This is a genomic window from Streptacidiphilus sp. PB12-B1b (genome assembly GCF_014084125.1).
GTDB lineage: Bacteria > Actinomycetota > Actinomycetes > Streptomycetales > Streptomycetaceae > Streptacidiphilus.
The window spans coordinates 4,285,503-4,303,113 of record NZ_CP048405.1; the positions used below are offsets into that span (position 1 = coordinate 4,285,503).

The following is a 17,611-nucleotide window of genomic DNA, read 5'->3' on the forward strand; positions in this document are numbered from 1 at the left end:
TCCAGTACGCCTTCCGGCACGGCTTCTAGTACGACTTCGGCATGCCGAGTGTGGACTGGGCGACGAAGTTGAGGATCATCTCCCGGCTGACCGGCGCGATCCGGGCGACCCGGGCCGCGGCCAGCAGCGTGGCCAGGCCGTACTCGCTGGCCAGGCCGTTGCCGCCGTGGGTCTGCAGGGCCTGGTCCACGGCCCGGATGCTGGCCTCGGCGGCGGCGTACTTGGCCATGTTGGCGGCCTCGGCCGCGCCGGTGTCGTCGCCCGCGTCGTAGAGCCCGGCCGCCTTCTGCATCATCAGCCGGGCCAGCTCCACCTCGATGGCGATCTGCGCCAGCGGGTGCGCCACGCCCTGGTGGGTGGCGATGGGCGCGCCGCCGAAGACGCTGCGCTGTTTGGCGTAGTCGACGGCGCGTTCCAGGGCGTAGCGGCCGATGCCGACGGCGAGCGCGGAGGCCATGATCCGCTCGGGGTTGAGTCCGGCGAAGAGCTGGGCGAGCGCGGCGTCCTCCTCACCGATCAGGGCCTCGGCGGGCAGCCGGACGCCGTCCAGGACAATGCCGAACTGCCGTTCGGCCATGACCACGTCCATGTCGATCGGGCTGGCCCGGAAGCCGGGGGCGTCGGTGGGGACGGCGAACAGGACGGGCTTGAGCCGGCCGGTGCGGGTGTCCTCGGTCCGGCCGACGATGAGCACGTGGTTGGCCTGGTCCACGCCGGAGATGTAGACCTTGCTGCCGGAGAGCACCCAGTCGCCGCCGTCGCGCCGGGCGGTGGTGGTGATCCGGTGGGAGTTGGAGCCGGCCTCGGACTCGGTGATGCCGAACGCCATGATGGCGGAGCCGTCGGCGATGCCGGGCAGCCAGCGCTGCTTCTGCTGCTCGGTGCCGTAGCGGGATATGACGGTGCCACAGATGGCGGGCGAGACCACCAGCATCAGCAGGCCGCATCCGGCCGCGCTCAACTCCTCCTGCACAATGGCGAGTTCGTACATGCCACCGCCACCGCCGCCGTATTCCACCGGCAGGTTGACGCCGGTGAAGCCCAGTTTGCCGGTCTCCTGCCAGAGTTCGCGCAGCGGCTCGTGGCGGCGGGCCCGGGCGTTGGCGTACGCGAAGCCGTAGCGGCGGCCCAACTGGGCGACGGCGGCCCGCAGATCGCGCTGCTGCTCGGTCTCGGTGAAGTTCACGGCTGCCCCTTCGAAGAGGTGGAGGTGTCCGGGAGTTCGGGGGTGCGGACGACACCGAGGCGGGCGCCCGCCTCGACCTGGCGCCCGACCTCGACCAGGAGTTCGGTGAGCACGCCGTCGGTCGGGGCGTCGATCCGGTGCTGCATCTTCATGGCCTCCAGCCACAGCAGCGGCTGACCGGCCGTCACCGGCTCGCCCGGCCGCACGGCCAGCCGGACCACCGTTCCGGGCATGGGCGCCAGCAGCGAGCCCGGCTCGGTCTGCGCCTCCGGGTCCGGGAAGCGGTCCACGGCTGCCAGCACCACTGGCCCGAGCGCCGAGTCGACGTACACCTGCCGCCCGTGCCGGGCGACGGCGAAGCTGCGGCGGACCCCGGCGACGGCCAGCACGACCTGGTCCGGCGCGGCCCGCAGCAGCTCCACGCCCGGGTGGCTCTCGGCGTCCAGGCCCGCCCGGGTGTGCCGGTAGCCGACGGACAGCTCCCCGTCCGGGCCGGTGTAGAGGGTGCGCTGCGGCTGCGAGGGGACGTTGCGCCAGCCCGGGGGCAGGCCGCGCTGCACCGGCGCGGCGGCGCGCCGCCCGGCGGCCTCGGCCAGCGCGGCGGCCAGGGCGGAGAGCCGGACCGCGTCCTTGTCGGCGAGCGGCTCGGCCAGGACGTCCGGGCCGTGCCGGTCCAGGAAGGCCGTGTCGGTCTCCCCGGCCAGGAACGCCGGGTGCCGCACCACCCGGACCAGCAGCTCCCGGTTGGTGGCCGGGCCGTGCAGCTCGGCGCGGGCCAGCGCCCGGGCCAGCATGGCGGCGGCCTCGGCCCGGCTGGGCGCGCAGGCGATGACCTTGGCCAGCATGGGGTCGTAGTGGATGCCCACCTCGGAGCCGTCGGCCACCCCGGAGTCCAGCCGCAGCCCCTGACCGGCCGGTACGGCGAACTCGGCGGCGACGCCGGGGATCCGGATGCGGTGCAGGGTGCCGCTCTGCGGCTGCCAGCCCGCCGCCGGGTCCTCCGCGTACAGCCGGGCCTCGATGGCGTGGCCCGTGCGGGCCGGGGGCTCGGGCGGCAGCGCGGCCCCCTCGGCGATCAGCAGCTGCCAGTGGACCAGGTCCAGGCCGGTGGTGCACTCGGTGACCGGGTGCTCCACCTGCAGCCGGGTGTTCATCTCCAGGAAGAAGAACCGGCCGGAGTCGTCGGCCAGGAACTCGACCGTGCCCGCGCCGACGTAGCCGACCGCCAGCGCCGCCCGGCGGGAGGCCTCGAACAGCTCGGCGCGCATCTGCGGCAGCCGTTCGACCAGCGGGGAGGGCGCCTCCTCGATCACCTTCTGGTGCCGCCGCTGGATGGAGCACTCGCGTTCGCCGACCGCCCACACCGTGCCGTGCCGGTCGGCCAGGACCTGCACCTCGATATGGTGCCCGGTCGGCAGGTAGGGCTCGCAGAACACGGTCGGGTCGCCGAACGCGGACGCGGCCTCGGCCCGGGCCGCCTCCAGCTCGCCGGGCAGCTCGGCCAGGCTGCGCACCACCCGCATGCCGCGTCCGCCGCCGCCCGCCGACGCCTTGACCAGCACCGGCAGATCCGCCTCGGTGAGGTCGGCCGGGTCCTGCTCGGCGAGAACGGGCACCCCGGCGGCGGCCATCAGCCGCTTGGCCTCGATCTTGCTGCCCATGGCGGCCACGGCCTGCGGCGGCGGACCGATCCACACCAGTCCGGCGTCGATCACCGCCTGGGCGAAGTCGGCGTTCTCGGACAGGAAGCCGTAGCCGGGGTGGACGGCGTCCGCCCCGGCCCGCAGCGCGGCGTCCACCAGCAGGTCGGCGCGCAGGTAGGTGTCGGCGGGCGCGCTGCCGGGCAGCCGTACGGCGGCGTCGGCCTCGGCGGCGTGCGGGGCCGGCGCGTCGGCGTCGGAGTACACCGCGACGGTGGATCGGCCGGTTTCCCGCGCGGTGCGGAAGACCCGCCGGGCGATCTCGCCCCGGTTGGCCACCAGCACCGAGCCGATCGGCCGGGCCGGGCCCAGCGCCGCCGGACCGGGCCTGTCACCGGCAGCGGCGGCAGCGGCAGAAGGCGTGTCGGTCATGTGCGGAACACCCCGAATCCGGTGGCGCCCCGGACGGGCGCGGAGTGGACGGCGGACAGCGCCAGCCCGAGCACGGTGCGGGTGTCGCGCGGGTCGATCACCCCGTCGTCGTAGAGGTGGCCCGACATCGACAGGGCCAGCGACTCGCTCTCGATCTGCTCCTCGACGGCGGCCCGCATCAGCGCGTCCCCGGCCTCGTCGAAGGCCTCGCCGCGGGCCTGCGCCGCCTGCCGGGCGACGATGGAGATGACGCCCGCCAGCTGCGCCGGGCCCATCACCGCCGACTTGGCGCCCGGCCAGGAGAAGAGGAACCTCGGCCCGTACGCCCGGCCGCACATGCCGTAGTTCCCGGCGCCGTACGAGGCCCCCATGACGACGGTCAGGTGCGGCACGGTGGAGTTGGACACCGCGTTGATCATCATCGCGCCGTGCTTGATGATGCCGCCCTGCTCGAACTCCTTGCCGACCATGTAGCCGGTGGTGTTCTGCAGGAACAGCAGCGGCGTGTCCGACTGGTTGGCCAGCTGGATGAACTGGGTGGCCTTCTGCGCCTCCTGGCTGAACAGCACGCCGCGTGCATTGGCCAGCACGCCGACCGGGAAGCCGTGCAGCCGGGCCCAGCCGGTGACCAGGCTGGAGCCGTAGAGCGGCTTGAACTCGTCGAAGTCGGAGTCGTCCACGATCCTGGCGATCACCTCGCGCGGATCGAAGGGGATCTTCAGGTCGGTCGGGACGATCCCGGCCAGCTCCTCCTGGTCGTACCGGGGCGGCAGCACCTCGGGGGCGGGCGCCGGACCGGCCTTGCGCCAGTTGAGTCGGGCGACGATGCGGCGGCCGATGCGCAGCGCGTCCAGCTCGTCCACGGCCATGTGGTCGGCCAGGCCGGAGGTGCGGGCGTGCATCTCCGCGCCGCCCAGCGACTCGTCGTCGGACTCCTCGCCGGTGGCCATCCTCACCAGCGGCGGCCCGGCCAGGAACACCTTGGCGCGCTCCTTGACCATCACCACGTGGTCGGACATGCCGGGGATGTACGCCCCGCCCGCGGTCGAGTTGCCGAACACCAGCGCAATGGTGGGCACGCCGGCCGCCGAGGCCCGGGTGAGGTCGCGGAACATCCGGCCGCCGGGGACGAAGATCTGCTTCTGGGTGGGCAGGTCGGCTCCGGCGGACTCCACCAGGCTGACCGTGGGCAGCCGGTTCTCGGCCGCGATCTCCGAGGCCCGGAACGCCTTCTGCAGCGTCCACGGGTTGCTCGCGCCGCCGCGGACGGTGGGGTCGTTGGCGGTGATCAGGCACTCCACGCCCTCGACCACGCCGATGCCGGTGACCAGTCCGGCCCCGACCGGGAAGTCGCTGCCCCAGGCGGCGAGCGTGGACAGCTCCAGGAACGGCGCGTCCTGGTCGACCAGCAGCTCGATCCGCTCGCGCGGCAGCAGCTTGCCCCGGGCGTGGTGCCGCTCGCGGTAGCGCGGGCCGCCCCCGGCGATGGCCTTGGCGTGCTCGGCGTCCAGCTCGGCCAGCCGGGCCAGGGTCGCTTCCCGGTTGCGGGCGTACTCCGGCGAGGCCGGGTCGACCGCGGATCGCAGCACCGTCATCCGGACCACCCGGTGGTCCGCACGCGCGCCGACGGGGGTGTCGGTACGGGGTGGTTGTTCACAGCAGTGCCTCCGGTATGTCCATGCGGCGCGAGCGCAGCCACTCGCCGACCGCCTTGCCCTGCGGGTCGAAGCGGACCTGCTCGGCGACGCCCGCCCCGAGCAGGCCGTCCACCACGAAGTTGAGTGCGCGCAGGTTGGGCAGCAGGTGACGGGTGACCGGCAGTCCGCCGGTCTCGGGCAGCAGCCGCTGGAACTCCCCGACCGTCAGCGCGTGCGCCAGCCAGCGCCAGGCGTCGTCGGTCCGCGCCCAGACGCCGACGTTGACCGCGCCGCCCTTGTCGCCGCTGCGGGCCCCGGCCACCAGGCCCAGCGGCGCCCGCCGGGTCGGCCCGCCCGCGCCGGGCAGCGGCTCGGGCAGCGGCGGTTCGGCGACCTCGGCGAGCGCCCGGGTCTCGTCCGGCGGGGGCACCGGCAGCCGCTGCCCGTCCGGCAGCACCGCGAGGTGCCCGACCAGCCCGGCCTCCACGAACGCGGCCTCGAAGACGCCGTAGGGCGAGGCGTCGCCGGGCGGCGCGGTGACGTGGAAGCCGGGGTATCCGGCCAGCGCCAGCTCGATCGCCGCACCGCTGAACGAGCGTCCGACCTTGGCCGGGTCGTCGCCGCGCACCACGCACCGCAGCAGCGCGCTGGCCTCCTCCTCGCTGTCGGCGTCGGCGCGGTCGGTGCGCGCCAGCGTCCAGCGGGCGTCCACGCCTTCCAGCGCGCCGAGTTGGGCCCGGACCAGCGCCGCCTTGGCCTCGATGTCGAGCCCGGTGAGCACGAACTCCACCTGGTTGCGGTAGCCGCCGATGCGGGTGCAGCCGACCTTGAGCGCGGGCGGCGGGGCCTCGCCGCGCACCCCGCTGATCCGGACCCGGTCGGGCCCCTCCCGGGCGAGGGCGACGGTGTCGAACCGGGCCGTGGCGTCCGGGCCGGCGTAGCGGGGGCCGCCGATCTCGTACAGCAGTTGGGCGGTGACGGTGCCGGTGGTGACCGCCCCGCCGGTGCCGGGGTGCTTGGTGATCACGCTGCTGCCGTCGGCGTGGACCTCGGCGATGGGGAAGCCCGGGTGGCGCAGGTCCTCGATCTCGGTGAAGAAGGCGTAGTTGCCGCCGGTGGCCTGGGTTCCGCACTCGATCACGTGCCCGGCGACGACGGCTCCGGCCAGCGCGTCGAAGTCCCCGCGACCCCACCCGAAGTGGGCGGCGGCGGGCCCGACGACCAGGGCGGCGTCGGTGGTCCGGCCGGTGACGACGACGTCGGCCCCGGCGTCCAGGCACGCGGCGATGCCCCAGGCGCCCAGGTAGGCATTGGCGGTGAGCGGGCTGCCCAGCCGCAGCTCCTCGGCGCGCGCCAGCAGGTCGTCGCCCTCGACGTGGGCGACCTTCACCTCCAGCCCCAGCCGCCGGGCCAGCGCGCCGATGGCGGCCGACAGGCCCGCCGGGTTCAGCCCGCCCGCGTTGGTGACGATCCGCACGCCGCGCTCCAGCGCCGGGCCGAGGGTGGACTCCAGCTGGCGCAGAAACGTTCTGGCATAGCCGCGCCCCGGGTCCTTCAGCCGGTCCCGGCCGAGGATCAGCATGGTGAGTTCGGCCAGGTAGTCGCCGGTGAGGACGTCCAGTTCGCCGCCGGTCAGCATCTCCTGCACGGCGGAGAAGCGGTCCCCGTAGAAGCCGGAGGCATTGCCGATGCGCAGGGGCTCGCGGGGAGCGGCGATCACGTCGGGATCGGTCATCGGCCCACCGTGCCACGGGCCCTGAAAAAAAGCAATCATGATCGCTTGTTTTACGCAGGGGTTTCTCGCAGCGGCCGGGGGTGGAACCATCAACGGGCAGGACGGCATCGACGGCAGGTCGATGGCCGGGCAACGGCAGGGCGATGGCAGGGGGGGCCACGATGGGCACGGGTTCGGCACGCTTACACCGGTCCGCCCGGGCAGTCCCGACGATCCGGGCCGCCGCCCCAGTCAGACCGGCGCTGCTGCTGGCCGGGGCGGCGCTGGCACTGCCCGCGCTGATCGGGGCCACCGCGGCACCGGCCCCGGGGCTGGACGATCCCGTCGCCGCCGCCGGACAGGCCCTGCGCAGCGACCCGGTGTACGTCGCGCCGTCGCTGACGGCGGGCCCGGCGCAGATCGCGGCGCTCCGGGCCGTCGTCCGCTCCGTGCACGGCTCGATGTGCGTGGCCGAACTGCCCGACACCGCCGCCGTCGACACCTACGGGTCGCCGGACCGGCTGGCCGCCGCCCTGAGCTCGGAGGTGTCCACGTCCGGCACCGGCCCGGTGCCGGACTGCGTCGTCCTGGTCGGCGACCGGCTCGGCGCGAGCGCGCTCCTCCTGAGCACGACCGCCACGGACGGCTACGTCCGCGCGGCCCAGGCGCGGTTCCCGCACGATCCGCAGGCCGCGCTCACCGCGCTCGCCACGGCCCTCGGCGCGAACCTGGCCTCCGACCAGGCCGCAGCCGCCTCGGCGGAGGCGGCCGCGCCACCGCCCACTACCGTGGCGCAGGCGCCCCTCCCGGTCACCCCCGGCGTCGACGGCGGACCGCTCTCGGCGGACGACATCGTCATCCCGCTCGTCGTCCTGGTGGCTCTGATCGCCCTGGTCGGCCTGCTGTCCGCACTCGCCGCACGCGCGAAGCGCCGCGCCGCCGCCCACCCTCCCGAGGACCCCGGCGACGGCCCGGAGCACCCACAGGCCCCGTCCGACGCCCCCAGCCCGGCCGACGCACCCGGCCCCGCCCCGGACCCCGACCGGATCAGCCCACCCTGACCAGGCATCACCGCCACGTCGCCGCCGTCACTTTCACCCGGCCCGGCCGCCCTATCGATCAGGCCGACCCGCCCGCCACGGGCACCGATCGGATCAACCCGCCCAGAGCCGCCGCCCACCGTCACCCGGCGCGCCTCTATCCGGGCACCAACCGAATCACCCCGCCCTGACCCACCATCACCGCCACACCGTGATGCGATCGCGCGGTCGCCGTCCCATCCGTCACTTACGCGCCGTCACCGACCTACCGTCGCCGCCACGCCGTCACCCGCGCAGGTCGCGCCAGCAGCGCAGGTCGCCGACGGTCTCGGCGGCCAGCATGGCGTGCACGACCGCGCGGGTCAGCGCGTCCGCGCCCGCCGCCAGCACCGCGTTCAGCGCGCCCGCCTCGATGTGGACGCCGAAGGCGGGATCGACTGCCCCGGCCGCCGTGCTCTCGGGGACGAGCGGTCGGCCGCAGGTGGAGAGTGCGAAGACGGTGTCGCCGTCGGAGAGCGAGTGGACCGGACGGATCGCCCGGGCCAGGCCGTCGTGCGCGGTACCGGCCAGCTTCTGGGCCTGCGCCCGGGTCAGCGTGGCATCGGTGGCCACCACCGCGAGCGTGGTGTTCAGCGGCCCGGGCCGCCCGGCGGGCGGTACCGGCGGCGGAGTCACCGACGCCAGTTCCGCCGGGAACTCGCCGGGTTCGCCGAAGCGCGCGCCGTACAGCTCGCCGGTGGCCGGGTCCAGCACCGACCCGGCGGCGTTCACCGCGACCAGCGCGGCGACGGTCGCGCCGGACTCCAGCACCGTGCTCGCCGTCCCGATGCCGCCCTTGACGCCGCCGGCCACCGCCCCGGTACCGGCGCCCACGCACCCCTGCGGCACGCGCGCGCCCGACGCCGTCCGCGCGGCGGCCTCGACGGCAGCCCGGCCCAGAGCCGCGTCCGGACGGGCCCGCCACTCCCCGCCCCGACCCAGGTCGAACAGGGCGGCGGCGGGCACGACCGGGACGACCTGCCCCGGCTCCGGGCCCACCCGCACGCCCCGGCGCTGCTCCTCCAGCCACCCCGCGACGCCGCCCGCCGCGTCCAGGCCGAAGGCGCTGCCGCCGGTGAGCACCACCGCATCGATCCGCTGCACCAGGTTCCGGGGGTCCAGCGCGTCGGTCTCCCTGGTCCCGGGGCCGCCGCCGCGCACGTCCACGACGGCCACCATGCCGCCGTCCGGCCCGAGCACCACGGTCACCCCGGTGAGCCAGCCGTCGCCGATCCGCTGCGCATGACCGACGCGCAGCCCGGATACATCAGTCAAGCCGTTCATCCCACCACCCTGCCACGGTTCCGGCCACCCCAGGGGCCGTCCGGACCCGCCGATTCACCGGTTCGGCCCTGCCGATGTCCCGTCCTGGGCGGTACGCCCGCAGGCTGAGGGGGGACACGGGGGTGGAGCGCCGCGCACCTTCCGAGGCACCGTCGTGCCCCGTGCCCTCCCGCGCCGCCGCACCGCCCACCCGAGAGGACCCGCCGCCATGCCGACGACCGCGCTCACCCCGGAGATCGAGACCCGGTTCGCCGCCGCCCGCCGGATCGCCGGGGCCCTCCTCTTCGCGGAGCCCGCGCCGCACGCGTACACCAGCCCGGGCGAGTCCCACGGGCTGCGGCCGGACTGCGGCGTCCTGGTGCCGCCCGCCTGGGGGGCGGAGAGCGACGAGCCCTCGTCCCAGCGCACCGAATGCCTGATGGAGCCGCACCCCGATGCCACGCTGCTGGCGGAGCTGCGCTTCCTGCACGTCCGGCGCGGCACCCTGCAGCGGACCGGCCCGGACGGCGCCTACCAGGACGTCCCCGAGCTGCGGCTGGCCGACCGGGTGCTGACCCCGTGGTCCGAGGGCGTCGAGGAGCGGATCCAGCTGGCCGTGAAGGTCAGCGAGCTGCGCGGCGAGGGCCGGACACTGCCGTTCGACCGGCCCGCGTGCGAGGAGACGGAGGCGGTGTACGACGACAGCCGGCACCTGATCGGCCGGATCGTGCTGCGCCGGGCGGAGGTGCGCGGGGTGATCCGCCTGGCCGTAGCCGAGGTGCCCGGTCCGCGCGCCGTCCAGCGGCTGACCGCCGTGGTCCACAATGCGGACGGCTGGACGCCGCAGCGGAGCGACTCCGACGGCGACGCCGTGCTGGCCCGCTCGCTGATGTCCACTCACCTGATGCTGGGGCTGGGCGAGGGCGCGTTCCTCTCCATGGCCGCCCCGCCGGAGTGGGCCGGGCAGGCCGCCGCCGACTGCGAGAACCTGCACACCTGGCCCGCGCTGGCCGACCCCATCGGCGACGTCGTCCTCTCGTCCCCGCTGCGGCTGCCCGACCACGCCGTACCCACCGCCGAGGAGATCCTGCCCCTGCAACCCACCGTCGGCGGCGGCACCGCCCAGACCGACGGCGAGTTCGTCAGCACCGCCTGACCCTGCGACCAGGCCGACAACCCGAGCGGCTCCGGCCGCACCGCGTCGTCACCTACCGCTATCGTCAGTCAACGGAACGGCGCGGCAGGGTTATTCGGCCCGCACGGTGCAACTGATCAGGGAGGCTTGCGATGTCGCTGAGCGCCGAGGACTTCGAAGCCCTCCTGGAGTCGGCACAACACAGCGCCGTACACCTGGAGATGCGCGACGTCTACGGCGTGCCGGACGAGGCAGAGGCGGTCGAACTGTTCAGGCGCACTGGAAAGTCTGACCTTGACGGCCAGTCGGACTACTGGCGCGAATGGACCTCTCTGATCCGCACGACCACCGCCCGGGGTGTGGTCGTGCGACGCCAGGATCGTTTCGGAGCCGGTGAGCCTGTACACCCGTTACCTGCACGCCATGACCCAGGTCAACGTGGAGACAGGCGAGTTGGTCCGCTGGATGCCCAGACGGCAAGCATCCGACATCGCTCTGCCGGGCAACGATTTCTGGCTGTTCGACGGGCGAGGCGTCCTGTTCAACCACTTCACCGGCGAAGGCGACTGGGCCGATCCCGGACTGTCCTTCAGCCAGCAGCCAGCCGTGGCTCAGCTTTGCGCATCAGCCTTCGAAACAGTCTGGCAGCGCGGCATCCCGCACCAGGACTACACCGTCTGACGAAGCCCCTGGGGGCGCTGGGAGCCCATGAGCGCCCCCTCGCGTACCGCATGCGCCCTTGACGCGCCCACTCGCCCACCGTGACTGTGAAGCAAGTACCTGCAACCATATGAGCCTTGGAGGTTGTGATGCCGCTACTGTTCGTGGGCAAGGACCCGGAGTCCCAAGGTGGTAACTGCCCCACAGTGCTGGTGGACGACGAGACGTTCGACCTCGTATTCCAGGGGACGAAGGCAGACCAGAAAACCCAGGTCGAGGCAGGTGAGTTCGGCTCACTTCCCGACACCGAGGGCATCGTGCGCATCCCAGCCCGCATGGTGCCGCTGATCAGAGAGGCTTGCGATGTCGCTGAGCGCCGAGGACTTTGAGGCGCTGTTGGAGTCAGCCAGGCACTCTGCCGTCCACCTGGAGATGCGGGACGTCTACTCGTCCGGCGAAGAAGCCGATGACTTCCAGCGCTGGCAACGGACCGGCACAGCAGAGATGAACCCGGATTCACCGCACTGGTCGGCCTGGACGAACTTGGTCCGCCGAACCGTGGCCCGGGGCGTTTTGGTTCGCCGTGCGCGGATCATCTCGGAGCCGGTGACGGAGTACATCAGGTATGAGCACATCACCACGGCGGTCAACCTGATGGCAGGGGAAGATGTCCGTTGGCTGCCCAGGCGTCGCGCGTCCGACATCGCTTTGCCCGGCAACGACTTCTGGCTGATTGACGGCGAAGTCGTCCTCTGGAACTTCTTCACCGGTGACGGCGAGTTGGCCGGCCATGAAATCACGAACGAACCCACTGTCGCAGCCTTGTGTAAATCAGCTTTCGAAAGCGTATGGGAGCGCGGCATCCCTCACGCGAAATACAGCGCCTGACTCCCATAAGCCCGCTCCAAAATCACCGGACAGACAGTGTCATCATCCCCTTCATCCAGCGTCGTCGCTGCCCGTAAGGCAATCGCCGATCGGCTGGCAGAGATCCGCAAGGACGCGCGGCTCACGGGAGAGGTGCTGTCTGCCCGGTGCGGCTGGCATCCGGCAAAGACCAGCCGTATCCAGAGCGGCAAGTCCGCCCCCTCAGAGGACGACATCCGGGTCTGGTGCGCGGCTTGCAAAGCAACTTCGCAGATCCCCGACTTGATCGCAGCCTTGCGCGCTGTCGAGTCCATGTACGTCGAGTGGCGCCGCTTGCAGCACACCGGACTCCGAAGCCTCCAGGAATCCTACGTCGCTCGTTACGAACGAACGTGGCAATTTCGGGTCTACTGTTCAGTCGTTGTCCCAGGCTTGCTACAGACGGCTGCCTACGCCACAGCACTGCTGGAGAGCGTCACGCAGTTCCAGGACATTCCCAACGATGTTCCTGAGGCTGTCCAGGCACGTATGGATCGCGCGAGCATCCTTCGTCAGGGCAACCATCGCTTCGCATTCCTGATCGAGGAGTCAGTTCTCCGCAGCGGCCTGGGGGGTGCCGAGGCCATGGCAGGACAACTGGGCCATCTGCTCTCATTGATGTCACTACCTTCCGTCTCGCTCGGAATCATCCCGTTCGGCTCCAGTCGGAGTCTGTGGATGCAAGAGACTTTCGTTCTGCTTGACGACAACAGCGTAGAGATCGAACTGCTCACGGCCCGTGTGACGGTGACGCAACCCCGAGAGGTGGCCGACTACACACGTGCATTCGAGCGGCTGGCCGCCATGGCCGTCTACGGAGCGCGGGCACGAGCCCTGATCACTTCGGCGATAGTCGCTTTGGAGTGAACAACGGCAACTAAGCGCAAGATTGTGGCAACTGCTTCGTGCCGCTCCCTACCGTGATGGACGAAGGACACGGAGGGAGCGTGGGACATGGGCGGTTGGTGCTGTACGGCGCGGCCGGAGGCGTGTGCGGGGTGTGGCCGGGAGGCGATCCTCCTGGCGCGGACGCGGCGCTGCGAGCTGTGCGAGGCGGATGCCTACGACGCGGCGATGATGCAGCAGTTCAGCTGGTTCGTACCGTACGGCCCGGCGCTCAGGGCGTTGGCGGGGGTGTCGGCGTGCTGATGGAGGACATGGCGGATGCCGACCCCTTGGTGAAGCCGGCGCCCGACGACCTGCCCGTCGGTGCGCGGGGTTGCGCCGACTGCGCTCGACTGGTGCAGGAGGCGCGGAGCGCGCTCCTCGCCGGTGACGGTTCGCGGCTGACGGACGCGCGGGTGCGGCGGCACCGGCACGTCGCCGACGGACACTCCCCCAACTGAACTCCCCGCCCCAGCACGGTGATTGCGCACCGGCCGAGGCGGGTTGCACAGCCGCCCGGCGGTTCAGCCGGGCGTACGTTCCTGTCAGGAGGCACACCATGAGCGGAACGCTCACCCATGGTAGGCAGACCATCGCTTGGAACAACCCCCTTGCGCCCGGGACGCGGTGGGTGAAGGCGTCGGAGACCGACCTCGACCCGATCGTGAAGAACTGCGTCATCGTGGCCGAACTGCCGGACGCCGAGGGGCACCCGAGCGTCCCGGACGGCATCGTGGCGGGCGAGTTCACCTCGTTCTATCCGACGGACGTCGAACTGGCTCGTGAACACGGGGAGTTGACGGATGTGGCCGGCGCCTGAGCACCGACGGCAGATTCCGGCGCGGGAGCCCGTGCGGGAGTCGGCGGTCGATCGCAACGGCGACCTCAAGCCGTGGGCGCTGCCCAATCCGGCCGGGGACCGGCACCAGCCCGGCTGGATCCTCAATGACGACGCGGACTGGCCGATCATTCCGCCGGAGGAGCGCCGGTACTGCGCGAACCCCGCGTGCGAGGGGCAGGAGCTGATGCACTTCCCCCAGTGCTGGACGTGCCCCTACTGTCTGGGCCGGGTACCGATCCGCAGGGCGCTCACCCTGTAGGCGTCCACTCGCCGCCCCTCAACCGTTGCGGTCCCGGCCCGGCAGGCCGGGGCCGCAACACTTTCAGCAACTGTCCTGCGGCGGGCAACATCCGTCGATGAATGAAGGAGCGCCACCGATGGCGGAGACGGCCACCCGGTACCTCTATCTCGTCCGACACGGCGAAGCGCAGGCCGTCGCAGCGCCGGGCGGGGGCGGGAACGGGGGCGGTCTGACCGAGGCCGGCCGCCGACAGGCGGTGCTGCTCGGCCGACGGCTGCGCGGCAGCGCCGTCTCGGTGGCGCACCACGGCCCGCTGCCCCGCGCCGCGCAGACCGCGCGCCTGATCGCCGAGCAGTTGCACGACGTGACGTTGCACGAAACCGACGTCGCCGGGGACTTCGTCCCGTACGTCCCGGAGCGGGACGAACTGCCGCACGACAGCGCCGACTTCCTGCTGCGCTTCCTGGAGGGGTTCTCCGCCGAGGAGCGGACGCGGGGCCCGGTGCTGGCCGCCCGGGCGGTGGAGCGGTTCACCGGTCCGGTCGCGGGGGCGCGGGAGCGGCACGAGCTGGTGGTCACGCACAACTTCCTGATCGGCTGGCTGGTCCGGCACGCCACGGACGCGCCCCAGTGGCGCTGGCTCGGTTTCAACCACGGCAATGCCGCACTGACCGTGATCCGCTACGCCCCCGGGCGCCCGTCGTCCGTGCTGGTGTACAACGACATGCGACACCTGCCCGACGATCTCCGCTGGACCGGTTTCCCTCCCGAGCTACGCATGTAGGACGAGGAACTCCAGCCATCGTGCCCACCGGGCCTACCCGAGATAGGGGGTGGGCCGGTGCATGCACGATTCTTGACATGATCAAGCTAACGGGGCGTCACTTTAAACAGTACCAAACACTTTCCATCCAAAACGACCAGACGAAGGGACACTGCTGTGATCCATGTCCGTCATCGGAGGTTACGGCACCTGGTGCTGCTCCTCCTGCTGGCCCTGCTGGGGACCGCCTGCGCCGGGATCGACGCCTCGACCGCCCATGCCGCCACCGCGACCACCATCGCCGTCAACGGGACCAGCGGCGGCCGGACCTTCGACGGGGTCGGGGCGATCAGCGGCGGCGGCGGGAACACCCGCCTGCTGACCGACTACCCGGCAACGCAACAGCAGCAGATCCTGGACTACCTGTTCAAGCCCGGCTACGGGGCCGACCTGCAGATCCTGAAGGTGGAGATCGGCGGGGACACCAACTCCACCGACGGTTCCGAGTCCAGCCACATGCACACCTCGGGCAGCGTGGACTGCGGCACCGGATACGAGTGGTGGCTGATGGAGCAGGCCAAGGCGCGCAACCCGGGCATCAAGCTGTACGGGCTGGCCTGGGGCGCGCCGGGCTGGATCGGCAATGGCAACTTCTGGTCCACCGACATGATCAACTACCTGGTCAGCTGGCTGGGTTGTGCCACCTCGCACGGGCTGACCATCAACTACCTCGGCGGCTGGAACGAGCGCGGCTACAACGTCTCCTGGTACGAGCAGCTGCGCTCCACGCTGAACGCCGACGGCTATTCGGCGGTGCAGATCGTCGGGGCCGACAGTGACTGGAGCGTCGCGGGCGACGTGGCGAGCAACTCGGCCTTCGCCAACGCGGTCTCGATCATCGGCGTGCACTACCCCTGCGCGGGCGGGGACGGCGGGAACGCCGACACCTGCACCGGCAATGCGACCGCCACCGGCACCGGCAAGCCGCTGTGGGCCAGCGAGAACGGCTCGCAGGATCTGGACTCGGGCGCGCCCGCGCTGATCCGCTCCATCACCCGGGGCTACGTGGACGGCGGGCTGACCGCCTACATCAACTGGCCGGTGGTGGCCGCCGTCTACCCCACGCTGCCCTACGACACCGACGGGCTGGTCCTGGCCAACCAGCCGTGGTCGGGCAACTACAGCGTCGGCACCAGCCTGTGGACGACTGCCCAGGTGACCCAGTTCACCGCGCCCGGCTGGCAGTTCCTGGACTCCGGCTCGGGCTACCTCGGCGGCAGCGAGTCCAACGGCAGCTATGTCTCGCTGAAGTCCACCAACGGCTCCGACTACTCGACGATCATCGAGACCACGACCGCGAGCGCCGCGCAGACGGTCACGCTGAACGTCTCCGGCGGCCTCTCGGACGGCACCGTGCACGTGTGGGCGACGAACGTGAACTCCACCGACCCGGCCACCGCCTTCGTCCAGCAGCCCAGCATCACCCCGGTCAACGGCTCGTACTCGCTGACCGTGCAGCCGGGCTACGTGTACTCGTTGACCACCACCAGCGGGCAGGGCAAGGGCACGACCACCGCTCCGGCGGCGAGCAGCCTCGCCCTGCCGTACTCCGACAGTTTCGACAGCGACACGTCGGACCAGCAGCCGCGCTACCTGTCCCAGCAGCAGGGGGCCTTCGAGGTCGAGCCGTGCGCGGGCGGGCGCTCCGGGCGGTGCGTCGCCCAGCAGGCGCCGGTGCAGCCGATCGAGTGGGACGGCAACTCCGCCCCCTACACCATCGGCGGCGGCCTGAACTGGGGCAACTACACCGTGTCGGCGGACACCCTGATCCAGCAGGCCGGCGCGGTGCAGCTGCTGGGCCGGGTCGGGGTGCAGCACAGTTTCGGCCCGGCCGGGATCGACGACTACTACCTGCAGGTCAGCAACACCGGGGCCTGGTCGATCGTGCGCAACAACACCAGTGACGTGCTGACCACTCTGGCCTCCGGCTCGGTGTCCGCCCTGGGCACCGGCAGCTGGCACCACCTGGCGCTGTCCTTCGACGGCGACAGCATCAGCGCGGCGATCGACGGCACCACCGTGGGCAGCGTTACCGACAGCACCTACCTCACCGGCATGGTCGGCTTCGGCACCAGCGGCTACCAGACCGACCAGTTCGACAACCTGTCGGTCACCCCGATCGGGACGGCGAGCCCGGCCACCGGCCCCATCGAGGCCGGTGACGACACCCTCAAGTGCGTGGACGACAACACCGGCTCCAGCGCCGACGGCACCCATGTGCAGATGTGGGACTGCAACGGCACCTCGGCGCAGAACTGGACCGTGGAGACCGACGGCACCATTCGCATCAACGGCAAGTGCATGGACATCACCAACGCGAGCACGGCCGACGGCGCGCCGGTCGAGCTGTGGGACTGCAACGGCGGCGGCAACCAGCAGTGGCAGGCCCAGGCCGGGATGCTGGTGAACCCGGTGTCGGGCAAGTGCCTGGACGACACCGGCTACAACATCACCGACGGCACCCAACTGGAGCTGTGGACCTGCAACGGCGGGTCGAACCAGCAGTGGACGCTGCCGACGCCCTGACCCACGCGGACAGGCGCCGGCGCAACCGGCCGGGGGAGGCTCAGTCCGCTGGGCCCTCCCCCGGCACCGGGCCGATCGGGCCCGGCGGTCGGCCGTCCTCGGCCAGGACCCGCTGCCAGAACGCGACGTCGTGCCAGCCGCCGAGCTTGAACCCGGCCGCCCGGACCAGCCCCACCTGCTCGAAGCCGAGCGAGCGGTGCAGCCGGGCGCTGGCGTCGTTGGGCAGCGCCACCACCGCCATCGCGCTGCGGTAGCCCTGTGCCTCCAGCGTCGCCAGCAGCCGCCGGTACAGCGCCGTGCCGTGGCCCCGGCCGTGCTGCCCGGGGGCGAGATAGACGGTGGTCTCGGCGGTCCAGCGGTAGGCGTCGCGCGCCTTCCACGGCGCGGCGTACGCGATGCCCGCCACCGCGCCGTCCCGTTCCAGGACGTACCAGGGGTGGGTGGCCCGGTGGGCGCGCCAGTCCTGCCGCCACTCCTCGGGGGTCTGCGGTTCGGTGCGGAAGTTGACCGTACTGGTGCGGATGTAGTGGTTGACGATGCCGCAGACCGCAGCGAAGTCGTCCTCGCGCGCCGGGCGGATGCCCGCCCGGCTCTCCTCGGTGCTCACGCCACCGCCCCTTCCCCGGCCCGGCTGCCGTGTCCC

16 protein-coding genes and 1 pseudogene are annotated in these 17,611 nt (G+C 72.1%); 11 read left to right on the top strand and 6 right to left on the bottom strand.

Annotated elements, in window-relative coordinates:
* Positions 1 to 25: 25 nt before the first annotated feature.
* From GXW83_RS18950 to GXW83_RS18965, 4 genes are read right to left on the bottom strand one after another with little or no spacing between them, the layout of a single operon-like run.
* Entirely contained in the window at positions 26 to 1,186 is a 1,161-nt protein-coding gene (locus GXW83_RS18950) for an acyl-CoA dehydrogenase family protein (RefSeq protein ID WP_182444219.1), read from the bottom strand.
* The gene (locus tag GXW83_RS18955; protein ID WP_182444220.1) at positions 1,183 to 3,258 is read right to left on the bottom strand and encodes a biotin carboxylase N-terminal domain-containing protein; all 2,076 of its coding nucleotides are present in this window, start codon (positions 3,256 to 3,258) and stop codon (positions 1,183 to 1,185) included. The genes GXW83_RS18950 and GXW83_RS18955 overlap by 4 nt, the downstream gene beginning before the upstream one ends.
* Positions 3,255 to 4,853, bottom strand: a complete 1,599-nt coding sequence (locus GXW83_RS18960; RefSeq protein WP_182444221.1) for an acyl-CoA carboxylase subunit beta — start codon at positions 4,851 to 4,853, stop codon at positions 3,255 to 3,257. The genes GXW83_RS18955 and GXW83_RS18960 overlap by 4 nt, the downstream gene beginning before the upstream one ends.
* 58 nt (positions 4,854 to 4,911) lie before the next feature.
* Positions 4,912 to 6,630, bottom strand: a complete 1,719-nt coding sequence (locus GXW83_RS18965; protein ID WP_182444222.1) for an acyclic terpene utilization AtuA family protein — start codon at positions 6,628 to 6,630, stop codon at positions 4,912 to 4,914.
* 161 nt (positions 6,631 to 6,791) lie between these two features.
* Here GXW83_RS18965 and GXW83_RS18970 point away from each other — a divergent pair, with 161 nt between their 5' ends.
* Positions 6,792 to 7,670 (top strand): hypothetical protein, encoded by an 879-nt coding sequence (locus GXW83_RS18970; protein ID WP_182444223.1) that lies wholly within the window; start codon positions 6,792 to 6,794, stop codon positions 7,668 to 7,670.
* Between the two features lie 264 nt (positions 7,671 to 7,934).
* Here the strand turns inward: GXW83_RS18970 and GXW83_RS18975 are convergent, their stop codons facing one another.
* On the bottom strand, positions 7,935 to 8,972 hold the full coding sequence (locus tag GXW83_RS18975) for a P1 family peptidase (RefSeq protein ID WP_182444224.1): 1,038 nt from the start codon (positions 8,970 to 8,972) through the stop codon (positions 7,935 to 7,937).
* A gap of 208 nt (positions 8,973 to 9,180) precedes the next feature.
* Between GXW83_RS18975 and GXW83_RS18980 the strand changes: the two genes are divergently transcribed.
* The 10 genes and pseudogenes from GXW83_RS18980 to GXW83_RS19025 all read left to right on the top strand — a co-directional run bounded on the left by GXW83_RS18980 (position 9,181) and on the right by GXW83_RS19025 (position 16,968).
* The gene (locus GXW83_RS18980; protein ID WP_182444225.1) at positions 9,181 to 10,107 is read left to right on the top strand and encodes a hypothetical protein; all 927 of its coding nucleotides are present in this window, start codon (positions 9,181 to 9,183) and stop codon (positions 10,105 to 10,107) included.
* Positions 10,108 to 10,238: 131 nt separating this feature from the next.
* Positions 10,239 to 10,767, top strand: a pseudogene (locus tag GXW83_RS18985) (DUF6879 family protein).
* Between the two features lie 125 nt (positions 10,768 to 10,892).
* Positions 10,893 to 11,135 carry a hypothetical protein gene (locus GXW83_RS18990; RefSeq protein WP_370466882.1) on the top strand — a complete coding sequence of 81 codons (243 nt, stop codon included), beginning with the start codon at positions 10,893 to 10,895 and terminating at the stop codon, positions 11,133 to 11,135.
* Positions 11,110 to 11,634, top strand: a complete 525-nt coding sequence (locus GXW83_RS18995) for a DUF6879 family protein (RefSeq protein WP_182444226.1) — start codon at positions 11,110 to 11,112, stop codon at positions 11,632 to 11,634. Before GXW83_RS18990 ends, GXW83_RS18995 begins: the two co-directional genes overlap by 26 nt.
* Before the next feature lie 36 nt (positions 11,635 to 11,670).
* On the top strand, positions 11,671 to 12,519 hold the full coding sequence (locus GXW83_RS19000; RefSeq protein ID WP_182444227.1) for a helix-turn-helix transcriptional regulator: 849 nt from the start codon (positions 11,671 to 11,673) through the stop codon (positions 12,517 to 12,519).
* A gap of 275 nt (positions 12,520 to 12,794) precedes the next feature.
* The gene (locus GXW83_RS19005; RefSeq protein WP_182444228.1) at positions 12,795 to 12,998 is read left to right on the top strand and encodes a hypothetical protein; all 204 of its coding nucleotides are present in this window, start codon (positions 12,795 to 12,797) and stop codon (positions 12,996 to 12,998) included.
* Positions 12,999 to 13,096: 98 nt separating this feature from the next.
* Positions 13,097 to 13,357 carry a hypothetical protein gene (locus GXW83_RS19010; RefSeq protein WP_182444229.1) on the top strand — a complete coding sequence of 87 codons (261 nt, stop codon included), beginning with the start codon at positions 13,097 to 13,099 and terminating at the stop codon, positions 13,355 to 13,357.
* Between the two features lie 31 nt (positions 13,358 to 13,388).
* Positions 13,389 to 13,637 carry a hypothetical protein gene (locus tag GXW83_RS19015; protein ID WP_182444230.1) on the top strand — a complete coding sequence of 83 codons (249 nt, stop codon included), beginning with the start codon at positions 13,389 to 13,391 and terminating at the stop codon, positions 13,635 to 13,637.
* Between the two features lie 118 nt (positions 13,638 to 13,755).
* On the top strand, positions 13,756 to 14,403 hold the full coding sequence (locus GXW83_RS19020; protein WP_182444231.1) for a histidine phosphatase family protein: 648 nt from the start codon (positions 13,756 to 13,758) through the stop codon (positions 14,401 to 14,403).
* Between the two features lie 192 nt (positions 14,404 to 14,595).
* On the top strand, positions 14,596 to 16,968 hold the full coding sequence (locus GXW83_RS19025; protein WP_225447098.1) for a ricin-type beta-trefoil lectin domain protein: 2,373 nt from the start codon (positions 14,596 to 14,598) through the stop codon (positions 16,966 to 16,968).
* A gap of 40 nt (positions 16,969 to 17,008) precedes the next feature.
* On the opposite strand, the gene GXW83_RS19030 is transcribed toward GXW83_RS19025, so the two are convergent.
* Positions 17,009 to 17,575, bottom strand: coding sequence for a GNAT family N-acetyltransferase (locus GXW83_RS19030; RefSeq protein ID WP_182444232.1), 567 nt, complete (start codon positions 17,573 to 17,575; stop codon positions 17,009 to 17,011).
* Between the last annotated feature and the right edge of the window lie 36 nt (positions 17,576 to 17,611).

Bases quoted from the DNA above. Each gene is read 5' to 3' on its own strand.
- GXW83_RS18955 (WP_182444220.1), bottom strand. From the start codon at position 3,258: ATGACCGACACGCCTTCTGCCGCTGCCGCCGCTGCCGGTGACAGGCCC.
- GXW83_RS18960 (WP_182444221.1), bottom strand. From the start codon at position 4,853: ATGACGGTGCTGCGATCCGCGGTCGACCCGGCCTCGCCGGAGTACGCC.
- GXW83_RS18965 (WP_182444222.1), bottom strand. From the start codon at position 6,630: ATGACCGATCCCGACGTGATCGCCGCTCCCCGCGAGCCCCTGCGCATC.
- GXW83_RS18970 (WP_182444223.1), top strand. From the start codon at position 6,792: ATGGGCACGGGTTCGGCACGCTTACACCGGTCCGCCCGGGCAGTCCCG.
- GXW83_RS18975 (WP_182444224.1), bottom strand. From the start codon at position 8,972: ATGAACGGCTTGACTGATGTATCCGGGCTGCGCGTCGGTCATGCGCAG.
- GXW83_RS18980 (WP_182444225.1), top strand. From the start codon at position 9,181: ATGCCGACGACCGCGCTCACCCCGGAGATCGAGACCCGGTTCGCCGCC.
- GXW83_RS18995 (WP_182444226.1), top strand. From the start codon at position 11,110: ATGTCGCTGAGCGCCGAGGACTTTGAGGCGCTGTTGGAGTCAGCCAGG.
- GXW83_RS19010 (WP_182444229.1), top strand. From the start codon at position 13,097: ATGAGCGGAACGCTCACCCATGGTAGGCAGACCATCGCTTGGAACAAC.
- GXW83_RS19020 (WP_182444231.1), top strand. From the start codon at position 13,756: ATGGCGGAGACGGCCACCCGGTACCTCTATCTCGTCCGACACGGCGAA.